Annotated in this window: 17 protein-coding genes and 4 pseudogenes; 11 read left to right on the plus strand and 10 right to left on the minus strand. The window is 53.6% G+C overall.

All coding sequences use genetic code 11. The annotated features are described in order from the left end of the window. Nucleotides 1–27: 27 nt before the first annotated feature. Complete coding sequence (gene ytrH / locus GJ1_RS00335) at nucleotides 28–369, plus strand: sporulation membrane protein YtrH (RefSeq protein ID WP_008880866.1); 342 nt, start codon at nucleotides 28–30, stop codon at nucleotides 367–369. Next, a complete protein-coding gene (ytrI, locus tag GJ1_RS00340; protein WP_066226892.1) occupies nucleotides 366–869 on the plus strand; it encodes a sporulation membrane protein YtrI in 504 nt (167 codons plus the stop codon). The genes ytrH and ytrI overlap by 4 nt, the downstream gene beginning before the upstream one ends. A gap of 151 nt (nucleotides 870–1,020) precedes the next feature. Here the strand turns inward: ytrI and GJ1_RS00345 are convergent, their stop codons facing one another. After that, nucleotides 1,021–1,968 (minus strand): DHH family phosphoesterase, encoded by a 948-nt coding sequence (locus GJ1_RS00345; RefSeq protein ID WP_066226894.1) that lies wholly within the window; start codon nucleotides 1,966–1,968, stop codon nucleotides 1,021–1,023. A gap of 100 nt (nucleotides 1,969–2,068) precedes the next feature. Between GJ1_RS00345 and GJ1_RS00350 the strand changes: the two genes are divergently transcribed. Then, entirely contained in the window at nucleotides 2,069–2,377 is a 309-nt protein-coding gene (locus GJ1_RS00350; RefSeq protein ID WP_066226897.1) for a YtpI family protein, read from the plus strand. A gap of 146 nt (nucleotides 2,378–2,523) precedes the next feature. On the opposite strand, the gene GJ1_RS00355 is transcribed toward GJ1_RS00350, so the two are convergent. Continuing rightward, complete coding sequence (locus GJ1_RS00355; protein WP_066226899.1) at nucleotides 2,524–3,831, minus strand: CBS domain-containing protein; 1,308 nt, start codon at nucleotides 3,829–3,831, stop codon at nucleotides 2,524–2,526. Nucleotides 3,832–3,946: 115 nt separating this feature from the next. Next, a pseudogene (locus GJ1_RS00360) lies at nucleotides 3,947–4,627 on the minus strand (metal-dependent hydrolase). Nucleotides 4,628–4,767: 140 nt separating this feature from the next. Here GJ1_RS00360 and GJ1_RS00365 point away from each other — a divergent pair. Continuing rightward, nucleotides 4,768–5,862: a M24 family metallopeptidase gene (locus GJ1_RS00365; protein ID WP_066226904.1), complete on the plus strand. Its 1,095-nt coding sequence runs from the start codon at nucleotides 4,768–4,770 to the stop codon at nucleotides 5,860–5,862. Between the two features lie 62 nt (nucleotides 5,863–5,924). Here GJ1_RS00365 and GJ1_RS00370 read toward each other — a convergent pair whose 3' ends face one another. The 4 genes from GJ1_RS00370 to GJ1_RS18505 all read right to left on the minus strand — a co-directional run bounded on the left by GJ1_RS00370 (nucleotide 5,925) and on the right by GJ1_RS18505 (nucleotide 9,714). After that, a complete protein-coding gene (locus tag GJ1_RS00370; protein ID WP_245629310.1) occupies nucleotides 5,925–7,076 on the minus strand; it encodes an RNA-guided endonuclease TnpB family protein in 1,152 nt (383 codons plus the stop codon). Nucleotides 7,077–7,509: 433 nt separating this feature from the next. Then, nucleotides 7,510–8,625 carry an alanine dehydrogenase gene (gene ald / locus GJ1_RS00375; protein ID WP_066226907.1) on the minus strand — a complete coding sequence of 372 codons (1,116 nt, stop codon included), beginning with the start codon at nucleotides 8,623–8,625 and terminating at the stop codon, nucleotides 7,510–7,512. Nucleotides 8,626–8,711: 86 nt separating this feature from the next. Next, nucleotides 8,712–9,476 carry an SDR family oxidoreductase gene (locus GJ1_RS00380; RefSeq protein ID WP_044736373.1) on the minus strand — a complete coding sequence of 255 codons (765 nt, stop codon included), beginning with the start codon at nucleotides 9,474–9,476 and terminating at the stop codon, nucleotides 8,712–8,714. Between the two features lie 97 nt (nucleotides 9,477–9,573). Next, nucleotides 9,574–9,714, minus strand: a complete 141-nt coding sequence (locus tag GJ1_RS18505) for a hypothetical protein (protein ID WP_167346068.1) — start codon at nucleotides 9,712–9,714, stop codon at nucleotides 9,574–9,576. Between the two features lie 112 nt (nucleotides 9,715–9,826). On the opposite strand from GJ1_RS18505, the gene GJ1_RS00385 reads away from it, so the two are divergent. Continuing rightward, nucleotides 9,827–10,273, plus strand: a complete 447-nt coding sequence (locus tag GJ1_RS00385; protein WP_066226910.1) for a universal stress protein — start codon at nucleotides 9,827–9,829, stop codon at nucleotides 10,271–10,273. Nucleotides 10,274–10,359: 86 nt separating this feature from the next. Here GJ1_RS00385 and argH read toward each other — a convergent pair whose 3' ends face one another. Together argH and GJ1_RS00395 are read right to left on the minus strand one after the other, a co-directional pair. Beyond that, complete coding sequence (gene argH / locus GJ1_RS00390; RefSeq protein ID WP_066226912.1) at nucleotides 10,360–11,739, minus strand: argininosuccinate lyase; 1,380 nt, start codon at nucleotides 11,737–11,739, stop codon at nucleotides 10,360–10,362. 61 nt (nucleotides 11,740–11,800) lie between these two features. Continuing rightward, nucleotides 11,801–13,021, minus strand: coding sequence for an argininosuccinate synthase (locus GJ1_RS00395; RefSeq protein WP_066226915.1), 1,221 nt, complete (start codon nucleotides 13,019–13,021; stop codon nucleotides 11,801–11,803). A 185-nt stretch (nucleotides 13,022–13,206) separates the two neighbouring features. On the opposite strand from GJ1_RS00395, the gene GJ1_RS00400 reads away from it, so the two are divergent. From GJ1_RS00400 to GJ1_RS00420, 5 genes and pseudogenes are all read left to right on the plus strand, one after another. Further along, nucleotides 13,207–13,551: a hypothetical protein gene (locus GJ1_RS00400; RefSeq protein WP_066226917.1), complete on the plus strand. Its 345-nt coding sequence runs from the start codon at nucleotides 13,207–13,209 to the stop codon at nucleotides 13,549–13,551. Between the two features lie 805 nt (nucleotides 13,552–14,356). Then, a pseudogene (locus tag GJ1_RS00405) lies at nucleotides 14,357–14,620 on the plus strand (DDE-type integrase/transposase/recombinase); the annotation flags it as partial. A gap of 259 nt (nucleotides 14,621–14,879) precedes the next feature. Beyond that, nucleotides 14,880–15,339, plus strand: a pseudogene (locus GJ1_RS18895) (transposase family protein); the annotation flags it as partial. Continuing rightward, nucleotides 15,322–16,049: pseudogene (locus GJ1_RS00415) on the plus strand (IS4 family transposase); the annotation flags it as partial. The pseudogenes GJ1_RS18895 and GJ1_RS00415, both read left to right, overlap by 18 nt. A gap of 177 nt (nucleotides 16,050–16,226) precedes the next feature. After that, the gene (locus GJ1_RS00420) at nucleotides 16,227–17,885 is read left to right on the plus strand and encodes an acetate--CoA ligase (RefSeq protein ID WP_066226923.1); all 1,659 of its coding nucleotides are present in this window, start codon (nucleotides 16,227–16,229) and stop codon (nucleotides 17,883–17,885) included. Between the two features lie 97 nt (nucleotides 17,886–17,982). Here the strand turns inward: GJ1_RS00420 and GJ1_RS00425 are convergent, their stop codons facing one another. Further along, complete coding sequence (locus GJ1_RS00425; protein ID WP_066226926.1) at nucleotides 17,983–18,501, minus strand: MogA/MoaB family molybdenum cofactor biosynthesis protein; 519 nt, start codon at nucleotides 18,499–18,501, stop codon at nucleotides 17,983–17,985. 217 nt (nucleotides 18,502–18,718) lie between these two features. Between GJ1_RS00425 and GJ1_RS00430 the strand changes: the two genes are divergently transcribed. After that, entirely contained in the window at nucleotides 18,719–20,227 is a 1,509-nt protein-coding gene (locus GJ1_RS00430; protein WP_066226929.1) for a response regulator transcription factor, read from the plus strand. The last annotated feature ends 47 nt before the right edge of the window (nucleotides 20,228–20,274 follow it).

Genomic DNA, 20,274 nt, shown 5'->3' on the forward strand with positions numbered 1-20,274 from the left:
AGAGAGAAAAGAAGGGCGGGGAAACACATGAATGAAAAAGTCGCCTTTTTGCCAGCATTTATTCAAAGCTATTTTATCGCGGTCGGCGTGCTGCTCGGCGGCGCCATCATCGGCGCGCTCGGCGCGTTTTTGAGCGGCGGCCAGCCGTTGACAGCCATGTACCGATTTGCCGGCGATTTGCGCATTTGGGCGGTCGTTGCCGCCATCGGCGGGACGTTTGACACATTTTACGTCGTTGAGCGAGGGCTGTTTTTAGGGGAAACGAAAGACATCGTGCGGCAATTTTTGCTCATTTTGTCCGCCATGGGCGGAGCACAGACAGGAGTGGCGATCATTACGTGGCTGACGCAGGAGCACATTTCGCCATGAGAATTCCTCCGTATTACCAATATCCGTCATGGCAACGCTTTTTCGCCGGCGCGGCGATCGGAGCGCTCATCAGCTGGTTTGTCTTTTTGTATATTTTCGGCGTCTTGCAGGAAAAACAAGTGCGGCACGTCAATGAGCTCAACGAACAGATCGCCGACTTGCAAAACGAAATTCGCATTTGGCAAGAAGACTATACTCATTACAATAAGGAAATGAAAAAAAAGCTGACCGTGCAGGACGTTTCCGTCCATCTCACCAATGCCGAGCAATATAAACTTGATTCGTACACAACCTTTCGCATTGAAGACAGCGTCAAAGAAGATTTGTCCCATTTGATTACGAAAGACATCGAAACCGTGTACAACAGCCGCGAACTGATTGAACGAGCGATTGAAAACAAAACGTATACGATCCACAAGAAGCAATACCGGCTTGAACTTCACACGCTCACGATCTTCACCTTGTTGGCCGTCGAAGTCAAACTGACGCCGCTTCCGTAGCAACGCGCCTTGCCGCATCATGTCGCCGCAGCGAATGCCAAACCAACGAGTCTTGTGGGAAAAGAGGGTGTCCCAAACGTCTTCGGGACACCTTCTCTTATCCACACGGCGCTTCACTCCAACAACTGCTGTTTGAAACCGTCCGTTTCCGTCACCGCTCGGCCCGGCAGACGGCTTTCACATCCTCAATCACGCGATCCGCTTCTTCCCAAGAGGCAATGGACGCGCCGGCTGCAAGCGGATGGCCGCCGCCGCCATAACGTTTGGCGACCACATTGATGATTGGCCCTTTTGAGCGGAAGCGGACGCGGATTTCCCGTTCTTCCTCAATGAAAAACACCCAGGCGACAATGCCGTCAATATTGCCGAGCAAGCTGACGAGCTGCGACGCCTCAAGCGGGGGGACACCGTATTCCTCAAGCAGCGCCCGCGTCATTTTCACCGCCGCCACCCCTTCGTCAATCGTAAAGTTCGACAGCACATAGCCGCTTAAGCGGGCAAGCGGCAGGCTTGTCCGGTACAGCCCGTCATACAGTTCCGAGAGCGAAAAACCGTACGAAATGAGCTCTCCGGCGTAGCGGAACGTTTTTTCGCTCGTGCGCGGAAACAAAAAGCGGCCCGTATCGCCGACAATGCCGGCGTAAATGAGGCGCGCCGCCTCCGCGTTCATCGTCAGCCCTTCATCTTTCCCCGCCAAATAAAACTCATAAATCATTTCGCTCGTTGAGCTGGCGGTGGTATCGACCCACATAATGTCACCGTATGGCGTGTCGTTCGGGTGATGGTCGATTTTCACCAGCTTCCGCCCAAGCCGGTAGCGGCTGTCGCAAATCCGTTCTTCGTTGGCTGTATCGCAGACGATCACAAGCGCCTGCTCGTACACCGAATCATCAATGACATCCATTTTCCGCAAAAATGATAACGATGGATCATCCGTTCCAACCGCATACACCCGCTTGTCCGGAAACGATGCCTTCAGCAGCGCCGCCAATCCCCCTTGCGACCCGTACGCGTCCGGGTCCGGACGCACATGGCGGTGGATGATGATCGTATCAAATTGCCGAATCAAATCCAAAATTTCTTTGCATCGTTCTCTCATTGCTCTTCCCCTTTGAATGGCCTGTCATTTTCAACCGCTGGCATTTTTCCCTGCTTCTATGTACAATGGAAAAAGAAAATGGACAACGGAGGGATCTTTAATGCCAGCATTGGTTATTTTCATTATATTTTCCTTTTCGTTTTACGTCTATTATAAAATCCGCTATGTCCGTTCCCAGCGCCCGATGGAACGCCGCTTTCTCTCGGCGAAATCGAGCATCGCGCTTGGACTGTTCGTTGCGTTATTCGGGATCAACCAGCTGTTTTTATATCAGACAACCGTGACCTATATCATCTGCGCCATTTTTATCGCCTTAGGCTTCGGGAGCGTTTGGGCCGGCTACCGCGCCTACCGCTACTACTTGCCACAGGCAGTGCAAGAGGCGGAACAAATGGCAAAGCACAGATAAAAAGCGGTGTGGTCCCCACACGGCAAGGAAAGCCGCCTAAGCCGCCGTCTGCGAAGTTACGCATCGCCTCCAAACTTTCCAGCGGCGGAAAATAACGAGGATGTCCGAATCGTTCAGACGGACATCCTTTTCGTCTTCCTCCCCGCTTATCGGTCGATGAGCTGGCACATCATCATCGCCTTGCCGACAAGATCGCCTTCGTTATACACTTCGACATCCACTTTCCCGAACTTGCGCCCGAGCTCAAGCAGCTTCGCCCGCACGTCGACCGTGCTGTCGATTTGCACCGGCTTGATGAAGTAAACGGTGATGTTTTCCATCACCAAATCGCCGCGTTTGTACGCGCGAAGCATCCGCGCCGCCGCTTCGGTGACGATCGTCGTAAACACGCCGTACGAGAGCGTCCCTAAATAGTTCGTCATCTGCGGGGTGATCGTGCAGCGAAACAGCGTCTCTTTATCGCCCGCCTCGCGAAACTGGGCGGTGATGAGATCGTCGATCGTCTCCCCGACTTGCGGTTGGCGCTGCGCCATTTGCAACGCTTTTAACACGTCTTGGCGGCTGATAATCCCTTGCAGCCGGTTATAATCATCCACTACTGGGAGAAGCTCAATTCCTTCCCATACCATAATGTGAGAGGCAAACGCCACCGATGTTTTTCCGGTCACCGTAATCGGCTGCTTCGTCATCACCTTTTCGATCGGAAGCGTCCGCTCCACATCAAGCACGTCTTTCGCCGTGACAACCCCTTGCACTTTCAGTTCATCGTCGACAACTGGAAAGCGGCTGTGGCGCGTTTCTTTGTTCAATGCATACCACCGCTCGACGGGATCATCAACATGCAGGTACGCTGTTTTTTCAAGCGGAATGATAATATCCTCAACCAATACGATCTCTTTTTTAATCAGCTGGTCATAAATCGCCCGGTTGATCATCGTCGCAACCGTAAACGTGTCATAGCTCGTCGAAATGATCGGCAGCTGCCGCTCGTCGGCGAGCTTTTTCACGTGATCGGCCGTATCAAACCCCCCGGTGATGAGCACCGCCGCTCCGGCTTCGAGCGCCAGCTCATGAGCCTTCGTCCGGTTGCCGACAATCAGCAAATCCCCTGCGCCCGTATAGCGCATCATCGCCTCCAGCTGCATCGCCCCGATGACAAAGCGGTTGAGCGTCTTATGCAGCCCTTCTCTCCCGCCGAGCACCTGCCCGTCGACGATGTTGACGACTTCGGCGTAGGTGAGCTTCTCAATGTTTTCTTTCCGCTTCTTCTCGATCCGAATCGTGCCGACGCGCTCAATCGTGCTCACATACCCTTTGTTCTCAGCGTCCTTGATCGCCCGGTACGCCGTCCCTTCGCTCACGCCCATTTCCTTGGCAATCTGCCGGACGGAAATTTTTTCGCCGATCGGCAGCCGATGGATGTATTCCAAAATTTGTTCGTGTTTTGTCGCCAACGATTCTTCACCCTTTACGCGTTGTTACTTTCTATTATAACGGCGGAGGCGGCGGGGGTTCAACGGGCAGGCAGCACGGACAGTGGAGAGCTGTGCAGGGCAGCTACAATACGAATTACAGCTCGATGCTTTCCCCCGGTTTCAACGCGCGGCCGACGCCCGGCGGAAGGAGCGAGACGAACCGCTCGGGGTCTTGGGCGATCGGCGGGAACGTGTTGTAATGGATCGGTACGACAAGTTTCGCCCCGAGCCACTCGGCGGCAACCGCCGCGTCTTCCGGCCCCATCGTGAAGCTGTCGCCGATCGGCAGGAAGGCAACGTCAATGGAATGGCGCTCGCCAATCAGCTTCATGTCGGAAAACAGCCCGGTGTCGCCGGCATGATAGATCGTTTTGCCTTCAGCCGTGAACAAAATGCCGGTCGGCATGCCTAAATAAATAATTTGCTTGTCGTCGGTCACAAACCCAGAGCTGTGAAACGCCTGCGTGAACTTGACGGTGCCAAAGTCAAATTCGCGCGCGCCGCCGATGTTCATGCCAAACGTCTCGACGCCTTACCAGCTTAAATACGTCGCCAGCTCAAATGTGGCCACGACAAGGGCGTTGTTCCGCTTGGCGATCTCGACCGTATCGCCGACGTGATCCCCATGCCCGTGCGTCAACAAAATGACATCCGCTTTCACATCCGCTGCGTTCAAATCGGTCGTCGTATTGCCGGTGATGAACGGATCGATCAAAATCGTTTTTCCGTTCGTCTCAATGCGGACGACCGAATGGCCATGGTAGCTGATTTTCATCGTGACATCTCTCCTTTCCATATACACATGATTCGCCGCCGCCTGCCTATTTCCTTCTTTTCCCGCCTGCCCATTTACAATTGGCCCGTTTCTTGGTACGCTCAAAATGGACCATCGCGAAAAAAGGAAGGAAGGGAACGATGAACCAACGGCTGCAAGCATTTTCCTCTTGGCTTCAACAACAACATAGTTCATTCGCCTTCATCACGTCAAGCGCGAACGTTTTTTATTTGAGCGGATTTTGGTGCGACCCACACGAACGACTGCTGGCGCTTTTGGTCTTCCCTGACGGCGAACCGGCGCTCGTCTGCCCGCAAATGGAAGTCCCGCGCGCCCGCCGGAGCGGCTTTGGGTGTACGGTGATCGGCTACGACGACAGCACCGACCCATGGGAAGAGATCCGGCGCCATCTCGAAGCGCGCGGCATAAAACCTGTCTCGATTGCCGTCGAGAAACACCATTTGTCGTTCGCCCGTTTCGAACGGCTCTCGGCGTTGTTTCCAAACACCAAGTGGCATGACGCCGAAGAAAAGCTGCGCCAGCTTCGCCTGATCAAGGATGAGCAGGAAATGAAGGTGTTGCGCCAAGCGGCGGAACTAGCCGACAAAGCGATCGAAATCGGCGTATCGGCCATCCGCCCGGGCGTGACGGAGCTCGAGCTTGTCGTCGTTATTGAATATGAGCTGAAAAAACTCGGCGTTGAAGGGATGTCGTTTCCAACGACCGTGCTCACGGGCGCAAAATCAGCCGATCCGCACGGCGTGCCGGGAACGGCGGCGGTCGCACCAGGCGATTTCGTGCTGTTCGATTTGGGCGTCATCGTCGATGGGTATTGCTCCGACATTACCCGCACCGTCGTCTGTCAGACGGCAAGCGACGAACAGCGGCTCATTTACGATACCGTCCGGCGCGCCCAGCAGTCGGCAATCGATGCCTGCCGCCCGCAAACCGCGATGGGCGAGATCGACCGCGCCGCCCGAAACGTCATCGAACAAGCCGGCTACGGCCCGTTTTTCACCCACCGCGTCGGGCACGGCTTAGGGATCGAGATTCATGAATACCCATCGCTTCATGGCGCCAACAACGAACCGCTCGCCCCCGGCATGGTGTTTACAATCGAACCGGGCATTTACGTCCCATCCATCGGCGGCGTGCGCATTGAAGACGACGTCGCGGTCACGAATGATGGCGTCGAAGTGCTGACATCGTTTTCAAAGGAATTGCTCATTGTTTGACACTCCACACGCCTAAAGGGCGTGGGATTCTTGGGTCGTTCGCGTCCTCATCCATTTCTGGTTCAGACAACGCCCAAGTTCAGGAGTGTGCCATCACCCCGTCCCATCGGGTTAAGATGTACCCCGATGGGCGGCGCACCTGTGACCAGTGCGCTAGGTTGGGCGGCGAAGCCCGAAATCGCTTTGGCGATGTTGATCGCGCCATTCAAGTCGGCGTGGATGGTGTATCCGCACTTTTGGCATCGGAAGTGGATGCCGTTTCGGTTCGCTTTCTCCCGATGCCCGCATCGGCATGTTTGACTGGTGTAGGTCGGATTCACCCACTCCACCCGAATGCCCGCCATTTCGGCTTTGTAGGCAATCATCGTTTGCAGTTGATGGAACGCCCATGAATGAAGATTTCGTCCTGCTTCTTTGGCCGAAGCGGCTCGTTTCCGAATCCCCGCCAAATCTTCCATCCGAATCACGCCAACACCGTTGGCAAGGGCAAAACGGACGATTTGACGGCTGATTTTATGGTTCATATCTTTCATCCAGCGGGACTCTTTATCGCCGATTTTGCGAATCATATGAAGCTTCTTCGCTTGGCCCAACGTTCGCCGCAAAGCCGCATATCGCCGGCGCACAAAGGCGCATTGGCTCCCTTTGAAAAACCACGATTTCGTTCCCACACTGGCAACGGCGATATAGCGAAGCCCAACGTCAACCCCCATCACCTTTGTTTCGTGCCGCGGCTTGACTTCAAATGCGACCGCGATCGCCAAGCACCATTTCTTTCGCTTTTTGTAGAGCTTGGCCGCCCCTTGTTTGGCGGTTCCATGGATCAGCCGATCCAGCCATGCTTCTTGATAGGGGCGCGTGACGACAGGCACGCCAATTCGCTTCTCCAGTGTGGGGAAGGAAACCGTGTAGAACGCTCCTTTCTTTTCCACCTTTATGTTTTGATTGTTAAAGCAACACCAAAATGTTCGGAACTTCTTTGCCTTTTGTTTTTTCTTTTGGGACTTCACTTCTCGAATCGTCTGATTCACGATAGCAGAAGGAAACTTTTGTGACGAAAAGTCTTTGAATATCTTGCTCGTCGCTTTGTTTAATTCAGGATGATGCAATAGCCAATTCGCAAATTCTGTGTTCCATTCTGTCATTCGCTCGTACATTTCCTGCTTGGCTTTCGTTGGGTTGTGCAGTTCCAGCCTGAGTGTGATCGTGGGCATGGATTCACCCCCTTTTCTTTTGCGATTCCACATCGCGTTCAGTTGTTTTCGTTCTTCGATATTCTTGTCCCATATATGAATTATATCCGTTTAACGATTATACTGCGACACTTAAAGATAAAAATGGCTGCTCGAAGCGATCCAATTAAGGATTGCCGAGCAACGCCGTCTTTCATCCCACGATTGAAACCGTGGGATGAAAGACGTTTTTTCTGTAACGGAGCGAAACGCTAGGAGACATCAGCGTGTTTGTCACTAAAGACGAAAGAAAGGTCGTTGGCAAAGGCTATCGCGAATAAGCGCATTAAAACAGCTGTCCGCCGGCGTGCCACAAGGCCGGATTGGACAGCTTTGCTCTGTTGATCGGATGGAGCGTTTGCTCGGGCTTGCGCCTCCTTGCTGGCAAATCGCTGCGCTCCCACCGGTCTTTTCGTCACTGCAACAACTGATGAACATCCGTATACGGCATGTTGTGCGCCGCCGCGACCGCTTCGTACACGATGTGCCCGTCGAGCGTGTTGATCCCTTTTAACAGCGCCGGGTTGTCGAGGCAGGCGGCGCGGTAGCCTTTGTTGGCGATTTGCAAGGCGTATGGGATCGTGACGTTCGTCAAGGCAAACGTTGACGTACGCGGCACAGCGCCCGGCATGTTCGCGACGGCGTAATGGACGACGCCGTGTTTGACGTATGTCGGATCGTCGTGCGTCGTGACGCGGTCGGTCGTTTCGAAAATGCCGCCTTGGTCAATGGCGACGTCGACCAACACCGAGCCTGGCGTCATCGAGCGCACCATCTCTTCCGTCACCAGTTTCGGCGCTTTCGCCCCCGGGATCAAGACGGCGCCGACGACCAAATCCGATTCCCGCACGCATTCGGCGATATGGTACGAGTTGGACATCAACGTCGTCACTTGGTCGCCGAACAAATCATCCAGCTCGCGCAGCCGCTCGGCGTTAATGTCCAAAATCGTCACATCCGCTCCGAGGCCGACCGCGATTTTCGCCGCGTTCGTCCCCGCTGTGCCGCCGCCGATGATCGTCACTTTGCCGCGCCGCACCCCGGGCACGCCGCCAAGCAAAATGCCTTTCCCGCCGTGCGGCTTCTCGAGAAACTGGGCGCCGACTTGCACCGACATGCGGCCGGCGACTTCACTCATCGGCGTCAACAGCGGCAGCGAGCCGTTCTCAAGCTGCACCGTCTCGTAAGCGATGCCGACCACTTTTTGCTCGACGAGCGCTTTCGTGAGCGCCTCAGCCGCCGCCAAATGCAAATACGTAAACAAAATCAATCCGGGGCGAAAATAGCGGAACTCCTCAGGCAACGGTTCTTTCACTTTCAACACCATCTCCGCCGCCCAAGCGTCTTCCGCGTTCGGCACGATCACTGCCCCGGCTTTTTCATATTCCGCGTCCGAAAACCCCGAACCGGCGCCGGCTTCCGTCTCCACGTACACGTCATGCCCCGCTTTGACGAGCGTCATCACGCCAGCCGGGGTGATGGCGACGCGGTTTTCGTTGTTTTTGATTTCTTTTGGAACGCCAATTTTCATGGCCGCTTTTCCTCCTTTTTCCTTTCCGTTCTTCCCTTATTGTTCCCTGTTCAACCGGAAAGCAATCAGAAAAGCGGCTGAAGATTCTACTGGAAAAAATGGCGGTAGATGACGTTCTCTCCGCCGGTGACGTCAATGACGGCGCCGGTGATGAAATCCGAGTCGTCCTCGCATAAAAACGCGATCACGCGGGCGATATCTTCGCCAGTTCCCGGGCGCCCGACCGGCGTTTCCGCATCCCGCCTGGCGCGGGCGTCGGCGATCCCCGCCTCTTTCATGGCGCCGACAATGTTGCCTGGGCACACCATATTGGCGGTAATGCCATATTCCGCCTCTTCAAGGGCGATCGTTTTCGTCAGCGACACAAGCCCCACTTTCGCCGCCCCGAACGCCGAGCGGTGCACCCAGCCTGGGGCATCCGCCGCTCCTTGAAACCCGTACGTAATGATGCGGCCAAACCGCTGCTTTCGCATAATCGGGATCGTCCGCCTCACTAAATGGAACACCGAGCTCAAATTGCCTTCAATCATTTCGTACCATTCGTCTTCCGTATAATCGGCCAGCTTTTTCCGCTCGAAAATGTACGGCCCCGCGTTGTTGATGAGGCAGTCAATGCGGCCGAACCGCTCCATGGCGGCGTCAACAAGCGCCGCCAAATCGTCTTTGTTCGTCACATCGCCGCGCACAAACTGGAGGCGGTCAGCGGCGCCGCGGTACTTCTCCGCAAGCGAGCGCACCGCCTGTTCATCGCTCCGGTAGTTCACCGTCACCGAATAGCCTTTTTCAAGCAGCAGCTCCGTCACTTTTCTCCCCAACCCTTTCGCTCCAGCCGTAATCAAAGCGTGCCGCACCGTTTCCCCTCCTTCTCGTCATTCGCTGTCTTCATTTTTACTTTACTACAAACAGGAGCGAATACAAAAAAAGAACCATAGCTCGTTGGCGCTATGGCTATTCGCCGACTTCCCGGCGCGGGTCGTAATATGATTCATCCTTGTCAACAATGCCGCTCTCATACGACTCGGTAATTTGTTCCGTGATCGTCCGCACTTCTTCCTCGTCATATTGCCATCCGTCGTACCGCTTTTCCATCGTCCTTCCTCCCTTGTTCACAAAATCTCAATATATGGCCTAGTTTCCCGCCAAATCAAGGAGGGTATACTATATATAGAAACAACATTTTTATCCAAAGGGAGTGGAGAACATGACGATGACGTACAAAACGATCGTCGTCGCCGTAGACGGCTCGAAAGAAGCGGAATGGGCGCTGAAAAAAGCCATCCAAATCGCCAAGCAGAACGGGGCGAAACTCATTTTGTCCCACATCATCGATTTGCGCGGGTTCACGACCGTTGAAGCGCACGACTACGCTCTTGCCGAACGGTCGGAACAGTATGCGAACGAGCTGCTCGAACGGTATAAAAACGAGGCCATTGCCGCTGGGCTCAACGATGTGGAGACGGACATCGAATTCGGCTCGCCGAAAGTGAAAATCGCCAAAGACGTCGCTCCGAAATACAAAGCCGATCTCATCGTTTGCGGGGCGACCGGTTTAAACGCGGTCGAACGGCTCTTGATCGGCAGCGTTTCCGAAAACATCGTCCGCCACGCGAAATGCGACGTGCTCGTTGTCAGGACGCCGAAAGAATAATGTCTTCGTCTCACGAAGCAGATGAACCGAAAAACTTCCTTGTCCGATGCGAAAGCACGTGACGGTCAAAAAAGAACACCCCGCCGTTACGGGGTGCCAAGCAACTGTTTCGCTTTCGCAAGCGCCGCGCGCACTTCGGCAAAACCGGTGCCGCCGGCGCTGTTGCGGCGGTTGACCGCCGTGCGCGGGTTCAAGGCGTCATAAATGTCTTCTTCAAAGAGCGGCGATGCTTCTTTGTACACCTCAAGCGGCAAGTCGGCCAAAAAGACGCCTTGTTTGATGCAATGCAAGACGAGCTTGCCGACGATTTCGTGCGCCTCGCGGAATGGGACGCCTTTCGCGGCCAAGTAATCGGCGAGCTCGGTCGCGTTCGAAAAATCTTGTTTCGTCGCCCGCTCCATCACATCAGCACGAACGTTCATCGTCTCGATCATGCCGGTGAAAATTTTCAACGAACCGACGACCGTCTTCACCGTATCGAACATGCCTTCTTTATCTTCTTGCATGTCTTTGTTGTAGGCGAGCGGCAATCCTTTCATCACCGTCAAGAGAGCCACTAAGTGGCCATACACCCGGCCGGTTTTGCCGCGGATGAGCTCGGCCATGTCCGGGTTTTTCTTTTGCGGCATGATGCTGCTGCCGGTCGCGAACGCATCGTCAAGCTCAATGAACTGGAACTCTTGGCTGGACCAAAGGATGAGCTCTTCGGCGAGCCGCGATAAGTGCATCATGAGCATCGAGCTGTTGCTCAAAAATTCGATGATGAAGTCGCGGTCGCTCACCGCGTCCAAGCTGTTTTCGTAAATATCGGCAAAGCCGAGGAGCTCCGCCGTCCGCTTCCGGTCGATCGGAAACGTCGTCCCGGCGAGCGCCCCGGCGCCGAGCGGCGACTTGTTGATGCGTTTTTGCGATTCAGAAAACCGTTCATAATCGCGCTCGAGCATCCAAAAATACGCCAGCAGATGATGGGCGAACGAAATCGGCTGCGCCCGCTGCAAATGCGTATACCCCGGCATGATCGTTTCGACATGCTTCTCCGCTTGCTTGATGAGCGCCCGCTGCAGCCCGCGGATGAGGCCGAGAATCTCGGTGACGCGCTTATGCAAATACAAATGCATATCGGTCGCCACTTGATCGTTCCGGCTCCGTCCGGTGTGAAGCTTGCCGCCGACCGGGCCGATGTCGTCGATCAACATTTTTTCAATGTTTAAATGAATGTCTTCGTACGCAACGGAAAATTCGAGTTCCCCTTGCTTCGCCTTTTCCAACAGGCGGATCAGTCCGCCTTTGATCTTCTCGACGTCTTCCGCCGGCAAAATGCCGCACTCGCCGAGCATCGTCACATGGGCGAGGCTGCCTTCGATGTCTTCTTCCACGAGCTCTTGGTCGAACGGGATCGACGCGCCAAACTCATCGACCCATTCTTCCGCTGTTTTCGTAAACCGTCCGCCCCAAAGCTTTTTCACGAATCTCGCCGCAGAGGAATGCGACTTCCTCCTTTCCCTTTATGAAGTGTCATTCCTTGATTCATTGTCCAGTCGGCACCGACGCCTTGTTTTGCTTGTTCACGATGCTGTGCACTTTCGTCGGCAAGCCGTACAGCGAGATGAACCCGACGGCCGCTTGATGGTCAAACTCGTCTTCCGAAGTGTACGTCGCCAATTTTTCATCATAGAGCGAGAACGGCGATTTGCGCCCTTCGACGATCGCATGGCCTTTAAACAGCTTCACACGCACGACGCCGGTGACGTGTTTTTGCGTTTCTTTCAAAAACGCGACAAGCGCGTCTTTGAGCGGCGAGAACCAAAGGCCGTTGTAAATGACCTCGGCGATTTTTTGCTCGATCAGCGGTTTAAAATGGGCGACTTCTCTCACCAATGTCAAGTCTTCAAGTTCTTTATGCGCTTTAATGAGCGTGATGGCGCCTGGGCATTCGTACACTTCGCGCGACTTGATGCCGACGAGGCGGTTTTCGACATGGTCGATGCGCCCGACGCCGTGCTTGCCGGCCAACGCGTTCAGCTCCAAAATGAGTTGCGCGAGCGGATACGCCTTTCCGTTTAACGTCACCGGCACGCCTTGTTCAAAGCCGATTTCGATCACATCCGGCACGTCCGGAGCGTTCTCGAGCGAAGCGGTCAGCTCATACGCCTCTTCCGGCGGCGCGGCCCACGGATCTTCCAAAATGCCGCATTCGTTGCTTCGGCCCCACAAGTTTTGGTCGATCGAAAACGGGCTGTCAAGGTCAACCGGAATCGGAATGCCGTGCTTTTTCGCGTATTCGATTTCTTCCTCACGCGACCAGCTCCACTCGCGCACCGGGGCGATCACTTCCAAATCCGGATTGAGCGCTTTGATCGACACTTCAAAGCGCACTTGGTCGTTCCCTTTCCCCGTGCAGCCGTGGGCAACGGCGACCGCGCCTTCGAGCTCGGCGATTTCAACGAGTTTTTTCGCGATGAGCGGACGCGACAGCGCCGAGACAAGCGGATATTTCCCTTCATACAGCGCATTCGCCTGCAAGGCGATGAGCGCATACTCGTTCGCAAACTCGTCTTTGACGTCGATCACGTACGATTTGATCGCGCCGACTTTGAGCGCTTTTTCTTTTACAAAGTCAAGGTCTTTCCCTTCGCCAAGGTCCAAGCAGCACGCGATCACATCATAACCGCGCTCTTGGAGCCATTTGATCGCCACCGATGTATCTAAACCGCCGGAATAGGCCAACACCAATTTTGGATTTGCCATGGTCGTTCTCCTCTCCTGTCACATAAATATACTTTAATATAAATAAATATTCATCGTGATACATTATCACTTTATCAGCTTTCGGATGATTTTTCAATATGTATTCATGAAAAAGCATAAAAATTCCACCATGCCCTGCGGGGACATTTAGTATAATATGAAGAAGAAAAGGGGGCCAATTGAGGATGAACGGCATCTTCATCGAAGACAAACGGCTCGGCATCCGCCTGCCGCATCTGGACAAGCCTTGGGAGGACTACAGCCCGAACGAACAAGAGGCGATTTTGCTTGAATGGGAAGCGATCCGCGGCTTGATCCCCGACCGCATCGCCGCGCTGGAGCGGGAAATCAACGAAAAACAAGACGCGCTCGGACAAGAAGCGGATTTCGCACGTTCGTGCCAGCTCAACGCTGACATCGCCGAGCTCGCTTCGATCGTCAACGATTTATGGATTTGGTATCGCGCTGCTCCATCCGTTTCATCGCTGGCAGAGAAAAAAAGCGGGTCGAAAACCAATGACACCCCATAATAAATGAGCGCCGATGCCGCTTATCCCCTTTTTGAAGACGGCAGACAAACCGCTTTTCACATGCGGCCGCAACGATTTTGACCAGAAGATCGGGGGGAATGGATTGATGCGGCGGATTCCGCCGCGATGACGAAGGATACGCTGGCGCAAACGAAAACTTTCTTGGGATTGATGAAAGATAAAGAGGAGCGCTCAAGCTGGGGAGCTCCTCTTCAGTGTTTTCATCCCCCTCGCACGAAGAGCCTATAAGGCGGGTGATTTAACGGGAAATACTGCTCTCCAACAATGTTTCTCAAATTGAGAAACTTTGCAACACCATAACTTTATTCCTAGCGATTTTTCGCAAATCGGGCGAATCTGTTGTTTTTCACCAGCCTTCTATAGCAGGGTGTGTGATCCGGCTCTTTTCGGAACTTGGAATCGCCCGTCATCATCCTTTTATCCGCCTAGACGAAATGTATGTCCCCCACTGGAGTAAAAGGAATATATTCCCAAAAATAACAATATAAAAAATAACACAATGACAGAAATGAAAATCATTATCCGTTTTCTCTTCAAATCGTTCCCCCCTAGAGCGTTATTCTCATTATTTAATTTGTTCTAGTGTAAAAATATCCATCCTCTACACCGTTTTGATTTCCTACAACGCCAATATATACATTTCCCAACTGGACAATTCCAATGATTTGGTATTGTCAAAAGTTAATCCTCCACACTCGCGGTTTTCCCTTGAGTTTCAACGGTTGGAAGAAAACAGCTAGCCACCCCCGTTGGTTTCGGCCATCATTGAGGTAACGACACCACCCATGGCGTCTCGATCTCCCATCAAACGGTGCTCAACTATGCCAACAGCGTCGCTCTCTTGGTCAAGCCCTTGATCGACCGGTTGTACGAGCTGTCCGGCTCGTTCTGCGGAGACGAGACGTATATTCGCGTCAAAGGGCGATGGCATGACTTGTTCTTTCTGTTTGACGCCGTGAAAAAGGTCGTGCTGTTCGATCGCATCCCATCCTACCGGGACACTCTCTCGGCCATCGATGATGTGTTGCGAAAGCTGTCGTCCCACCCATTGTCGATATTTATCATTAACTACTTGATGAAGATATCATTGATTCCGTCCTTTTTCACCAAGTAGTTAATGCGAAAACTGAAAAACTTCTTTTCTGCATTTAGCATAGACCGAAATTCTAATATTTTTCTAATGTTATTGGTATATATTTTTTATACCCATGGTGCTAGATAAACTCAAACAAGCATAAAAATAGCCCTTGCTGGCGGATCTCCTGTAGAATGAAAGTGCTACCTACCATTCGAAAGGAGAGATCCCCTTGCAAGAGCACTTTCATTTTACTACAGATCAAGCCAAACTGCAAAAGCAATATGCCGCTATTTTCTTGTTTGTCTCTGCTCAACTGTCGTTGATTCAGGCGCATCTTCATCGTCGCAACCGCCACTTGGTCAAGCAAGAAGATGATGTGGTCATGGCTATTCATATTTTAGGAAAGCTGCTTGGTTTTTCTTCCGAACGGGCCTGGCATCGCTTTGTCACCGGCAATTTGTTCACCGACGGCCAGTTTCTCCAACGTTCCCGGTACAACCGCCGCTGCCGCGCGCTTGGCTTCGCGTTGAAATGGATCCGCCGTCGTGAGCGGACATGGTCAACACCATGCCTATGCCGTCGTCGACAGTATGCCGCTTCCGTTGTGCCCTCCCGGGAGAATGGAGCGCGTCAAACGATTCCGTGGGATCGCGGATATGGGCTATTGCGCTTCCAAAAAACAATGGTACGACGTCATGAAACGCTTATTGGCCCTGATCGTTTCCAAGTGCAACCGCCAAACCCGCCGTTCCCTTCGGTTTCCCACACCGCTTCGGGTGGTGGATTCGACCACGGGGTCACGGTCGGGAAAAACCGCCTCCCATGGGCTCCGTATCACGGCGAACGCGCCGGAGTGAAGCTGCACGTCGCTTATTCGCCGGAATCCTCATCACCGGCAGACGTGGTGGAAACGATCGGGCTGCGTCACGATGTCCCTGTGGGAGAACAACTGACGAACCTCCAACAGGTGCTGGTGGAAGACCGAGCGTATTTCAAAATCGAACGCATCGACCGATTTGCCGAGCAGCATCAGTTGTTTGTCATCCGGATGAAAGACAACCGTCGAGATTCATCAGAAAAAAGCTTGAAACGCCTTCCATGTGCATCATCATCGGTTCAAGCCGATTTCACGCGCCAGCTGGGAACGAAACAATGCCGCTCCACCAAGCGTCACCGGGTGGTGATCTTTCGAGATGCGAACGGCCACGACATTCGCGTCGTGACGAACATCTTGAATGCGTCCACTGAAACGATCGCTGACATCTATCAAGAACGTTGGACTGTCGAAGTGTTTTTCCGTTGGGTAAAACAATATCTCAATGTCCCGACCTTGTTTGGCACCACCGAAAACTCGGTATACCATCAATTTGTTTCGGCGTTCATGGCGTATGTGTTGTTGAATTAAGCATCGGAATCAAAAATCCTTTCGATTTTTATCGAGAGGGTGCGAAATGTCAGTTGTTGTATTCAAACAGATTCACTTGCTATGACACTGTTCTTTAACAATGTATTGAATTTTACTTCTATTTCAATTATTATTAATTTGACTCCTTTTCACACAACGGAGGGATCAGACATGACTAACAATCCATCACCTGTCTCAATCATCCAATCGTTTTCCTGGGATCAGGCATTCGCTCACTACGACGGGGATCCGCGCGGCCGATTCAACGCCGCCCATGAAGCATGCGACCGGTATGCCGAGGATCCGAACCGCATTGCGCTGTTTTATGAAAACGCTTTAGGAGAGCAAAAAACGATCACCTATCGGCAGTTGCGCGATTGGTCCAACCAAATGGCGAACGTGTTCCGCCGGCTCGGCGTGAAAAAAGGGGATCGCGTCTGCGCGCTCATGCCAAAAAACCCGGCCCTTGTCGTCTACATTTTGGCGGCTTGGAAAGTCGGCGCTGTGTATGTGCCGCTCTTTACCGCGTTTGGCCCGCAGGCGATCGAATATCGCATCAACCATTCCGAGGCGAAAGTCCTCTTGACGAACAACGAACAGCGCGCCAAACTGCCGCCGCGGGAGAACATGCCGACATTGGAACACATTTTTGTCATTGACGGATCATCGGATGGTCAAGACCACCCATTTTGGGAAACGCTTTCAAAAGCGCCGACTGAGCACTCGATCGAGGAAACGACGGTCGACGATCTGCTCGCGATTCAGTACACGTCCGGGTCGACCGGGATGCCAAAAGGCGCCATGTGGCCGCACAACGTGCTCATCAACATTTATCCGTATATGCGCTATGCGATTGGCCTGCGCGATGACGATATCTTTTTCGGCGGAGCGGATCCGGGTTGGGCGTACGGACTCATCTTTTGCACCTTTGCGCCGATGGCCTTTGGGGTGCCGATCGTCTTTTACGAAGGGCCGTTCAAACCGGAAACGTGCTATTCCTTGATGGAAAAGTACGGCGTCACCAACTTTGCTTACGCCCCGACCGCGTACCGGGCGATGGCGGCGGCCGGCGCGGACATCATCCGCCGCTATCAACTGAACGTGCGCGCCATGAGCTCGGCCGGCGAGCCGCTCAATCCAGAAGTCATCCGCTTTTTCCAAGAGCACTTGGGCGTCACGATCCATGACCATTATGGGTTGTCGGAAACGTTGATGCTGATCGGGAACTTCAACGCCGCCGAGATGGACATCCGGCCGGGTTCGATGGGATGGCCGCTGCCGGGCTTTGACGTCGCCCTGCTCGGCGAGGACGGGACTCCGGTCGCCGACGGCGAAGTGGGACAAATTGCCTTTAACACCGATTCGATCCCGAACGTCTTTAAAGGGTATTGGAAAGATCCCGAAAAAACAGCCGAGCGGCTCGTCGGCAAGTGGTTTTTGACCGGCGACTTGGCGACAAAAGACGAAGACGGGTATTTCTGGTTCCAAGGGCGGGCGGACGACATCATCTCGAGCGCCGGCTACCGCATCGGGCCTTTCGAAATCGAAAGCTGCCTCCTTGAGCATCCGGCCGTCGTCGAAGCAGCCGCCGTCGGGAAGCCGGATCCCGTCAAAGGAGAAATCGTCAAAGCGTTTGTCGTGCTCGCAGAAGGCTTTGCGCCGTCGGACGAGCTGGCCGAAGAGCTGTCCTTGTTCGTCAAAACGCGCTTATCGAAGCATGAATACCCGCGCGAAGTCGAATTTGTCGCTGAGTTGCCGAAAACGCCGAGCGGAAAAATCCAGCGGTTCATCCTTCGCAATCAAGAAAGGGAAAAGCAGATCAAGGCCTAACCGACAAAGAGGATGCCCCGGCAACGGAGCATCCTCTTAGCCGTTATTTCTCATCTTTTCCGATGCCCAACATCTCCTTTAGCCGGGGCAGCTTCCGCTACTTCTTCCCATCTTTCCGCACTTCCCTCACCACATGCCCCAATTCCGGCAAAATGAGCTTCGTCATCGCCAGCCGCACGGCGCCGGTGGAGCCGGGGGTGCAAAAGATGGCGGTATCCATCGCCACGCCGGCGATGGCGCGCGACAGCATGGCGGCCGGGCCGATGTCTTCGGTGTAGCTTAGGAAGCGGAACAGCTCGCCAAAGCCGACGAGTTCTTTCTCAAGCAGCGCTTTCACCGTTTCGATCGTCACGTCGCGCTTGGCGATGCCGGTGCCGCCGTTTGTGAGCACCGCATCGACATCGGCGTGGCGGCAGCCGGCAAGCACCGCCTCGCGAATAGCGTCCTCTTCGTCTTTGACAATCTCATAGTCGACCACCTCATGCCCGGCCTCGGTGAGCAGCTCGATCATCAGCCGGCCGCTCCAGTCGGTTTCCTCGGTTCTTGTGTCGCTGATGGTGATGACTTTGCAGCGGACGGTTTTGGGAGCTTCTTGTTTATGCGCAAATGTGCTCATCGATTCGTGCTCTCCTCTCCTCATTCTGTTTCTATCGTACAATGACGAAATGTTCTTCGCAAACCATTTGTCGAGTAATAGACAGAATTGTTATAATATTAACACATATATTTAAAAAACCGCCTGTTCTTTCGCCTTTCTAGCCATGTTCAATGGACTCCCTATCCATGTACGACAAAGAGAAAGCAAAGGCAGTGGAAAAAGGAGGGAAAAGCGAATGCGCCTTAGCTTATCCGACAAATTAGGGACGATTTTGCAAGAAGGCTGGATGATTATTCAGCAGCACCGGGACGACATCCTGTCCGCTTGGCTGGATCAATGCGACGAATTGCAAGACAAGCAGCACGCAGCCGCCCGACCTCTGAAGCTTGCCATCGATGCTTTCTCTTCCCAATGGTTGCATCCAGTCAATGACGCCGGCGAGTGGCTGGCCGCATTGCGGCGCGAGTGGGAAATCAAGGTGGGCGAACTGTCGCCCAACCAAACGACCGTCATGTTGACCATGATGGAAAATGCGATCCATGAAACGATTCAGTCGTCAGGCATCACAGAATTCCGTTCCCACCAAGCCATTCAATACGTTTTTTCGAAACTTCATGAGTTGATCAACTCTTCCGGCTGTATGGAACCTGATTGGGACCGTTTTCTTGAACAGCTCGCTTCCTTCAAGCAGCTCCCGGTCGCGTGGATCGCCCGGCTCGCGAAATCCGCGGACGGAAGCTTATATGTGGAAAAATGGTACGGCGATGCCAGTCCCTCTCTCGTCGAGAGCGTGAAGCAAGGGGAAACGATGTTTTCGCTGTGTGAGCACATTCTCTCCTGTATGGGAGAAGAAGGAAAACGCTGGCGCCTCGTCCCCCTTCCTTGGGGCGATGCCATGTTTCTCGTGTGCGCGGAAGAAGAGGAGCGCCTCGTCATTCCGTTTCTTTTGCACGCTCTCGAACAGTTCCATACTACTCAAGCGGCAACGGCTCGTACAAAAGAGCAAACGCTTTGGAAAGACGCGGCTCTTTTATTCGACCAATGGATTATGCGTGCCAAATCGCTGCACGAAGCGATTGAATACATTTCATCGGGGTTTGTCGCGTACTTGCCGTTTGAACGATGCGCGCTGTTCGCCTACTCGAGCGCTGATGAAAGCGGTTTCGGATTGTACGGCTATCAGCTGGACAATAACCAAATCAAAAGCATTCATGAACATATTGACCGCCTTCCCATTATCAAGCAGTACATTCAACGGCTGCAATGGCTTGGGCGCCATATGACGAATGTGCCGCCCATTTATGTGCCCCGCGCCTCTCAAGGGCTGCCGGCGAAATATGTAGAGCAATTTCAGCTCGAGTCGATCGTCATCGCCCCGATCTATGTTCCATCGGAGAGCCGTCTCATCGGCGCGGCCATCTTGGATTGCGGCCCAGGAACGTCGTTTCAATTGTCAAACGATATTTACACCGCTGTCATGAAATTCGGCCAAAGCGCTGGGGAAATGTTGGCAAAATTCAGCGGCGGGCGTCCGGAGCTGGTTCAATCGACGCCGCATTTATCACCGAGGGAAATCGAGGTGCTAAAGCTGGTCGCTGAAGGAGCGTCGACCTACGAAGCGGCGAAGCGTCTCCATTTGAGCGAGTATACGGTGCGCGACTATGTGTCGGCCATTTTGCAAAAAATGAATGCCAAAAATCGAACCGAAGCGATTGTAAAAGCCATCCGCGACGGCATCATTTGAATCGTCTTCCCCTCTGGGGCCAAGAAAAAAGGCAAGCGTGCTGCTTT

Origin of the sequence: Geobacillus jurassicus NBRC 107829 (assembly GCF_001544315.1) — a bacterium.
Lineage (GTDB): Bacteria > Bacillota > Bacilli > Bacillales > Anoxybacillaceae > Geobacillus > Geobacillus jurassicus.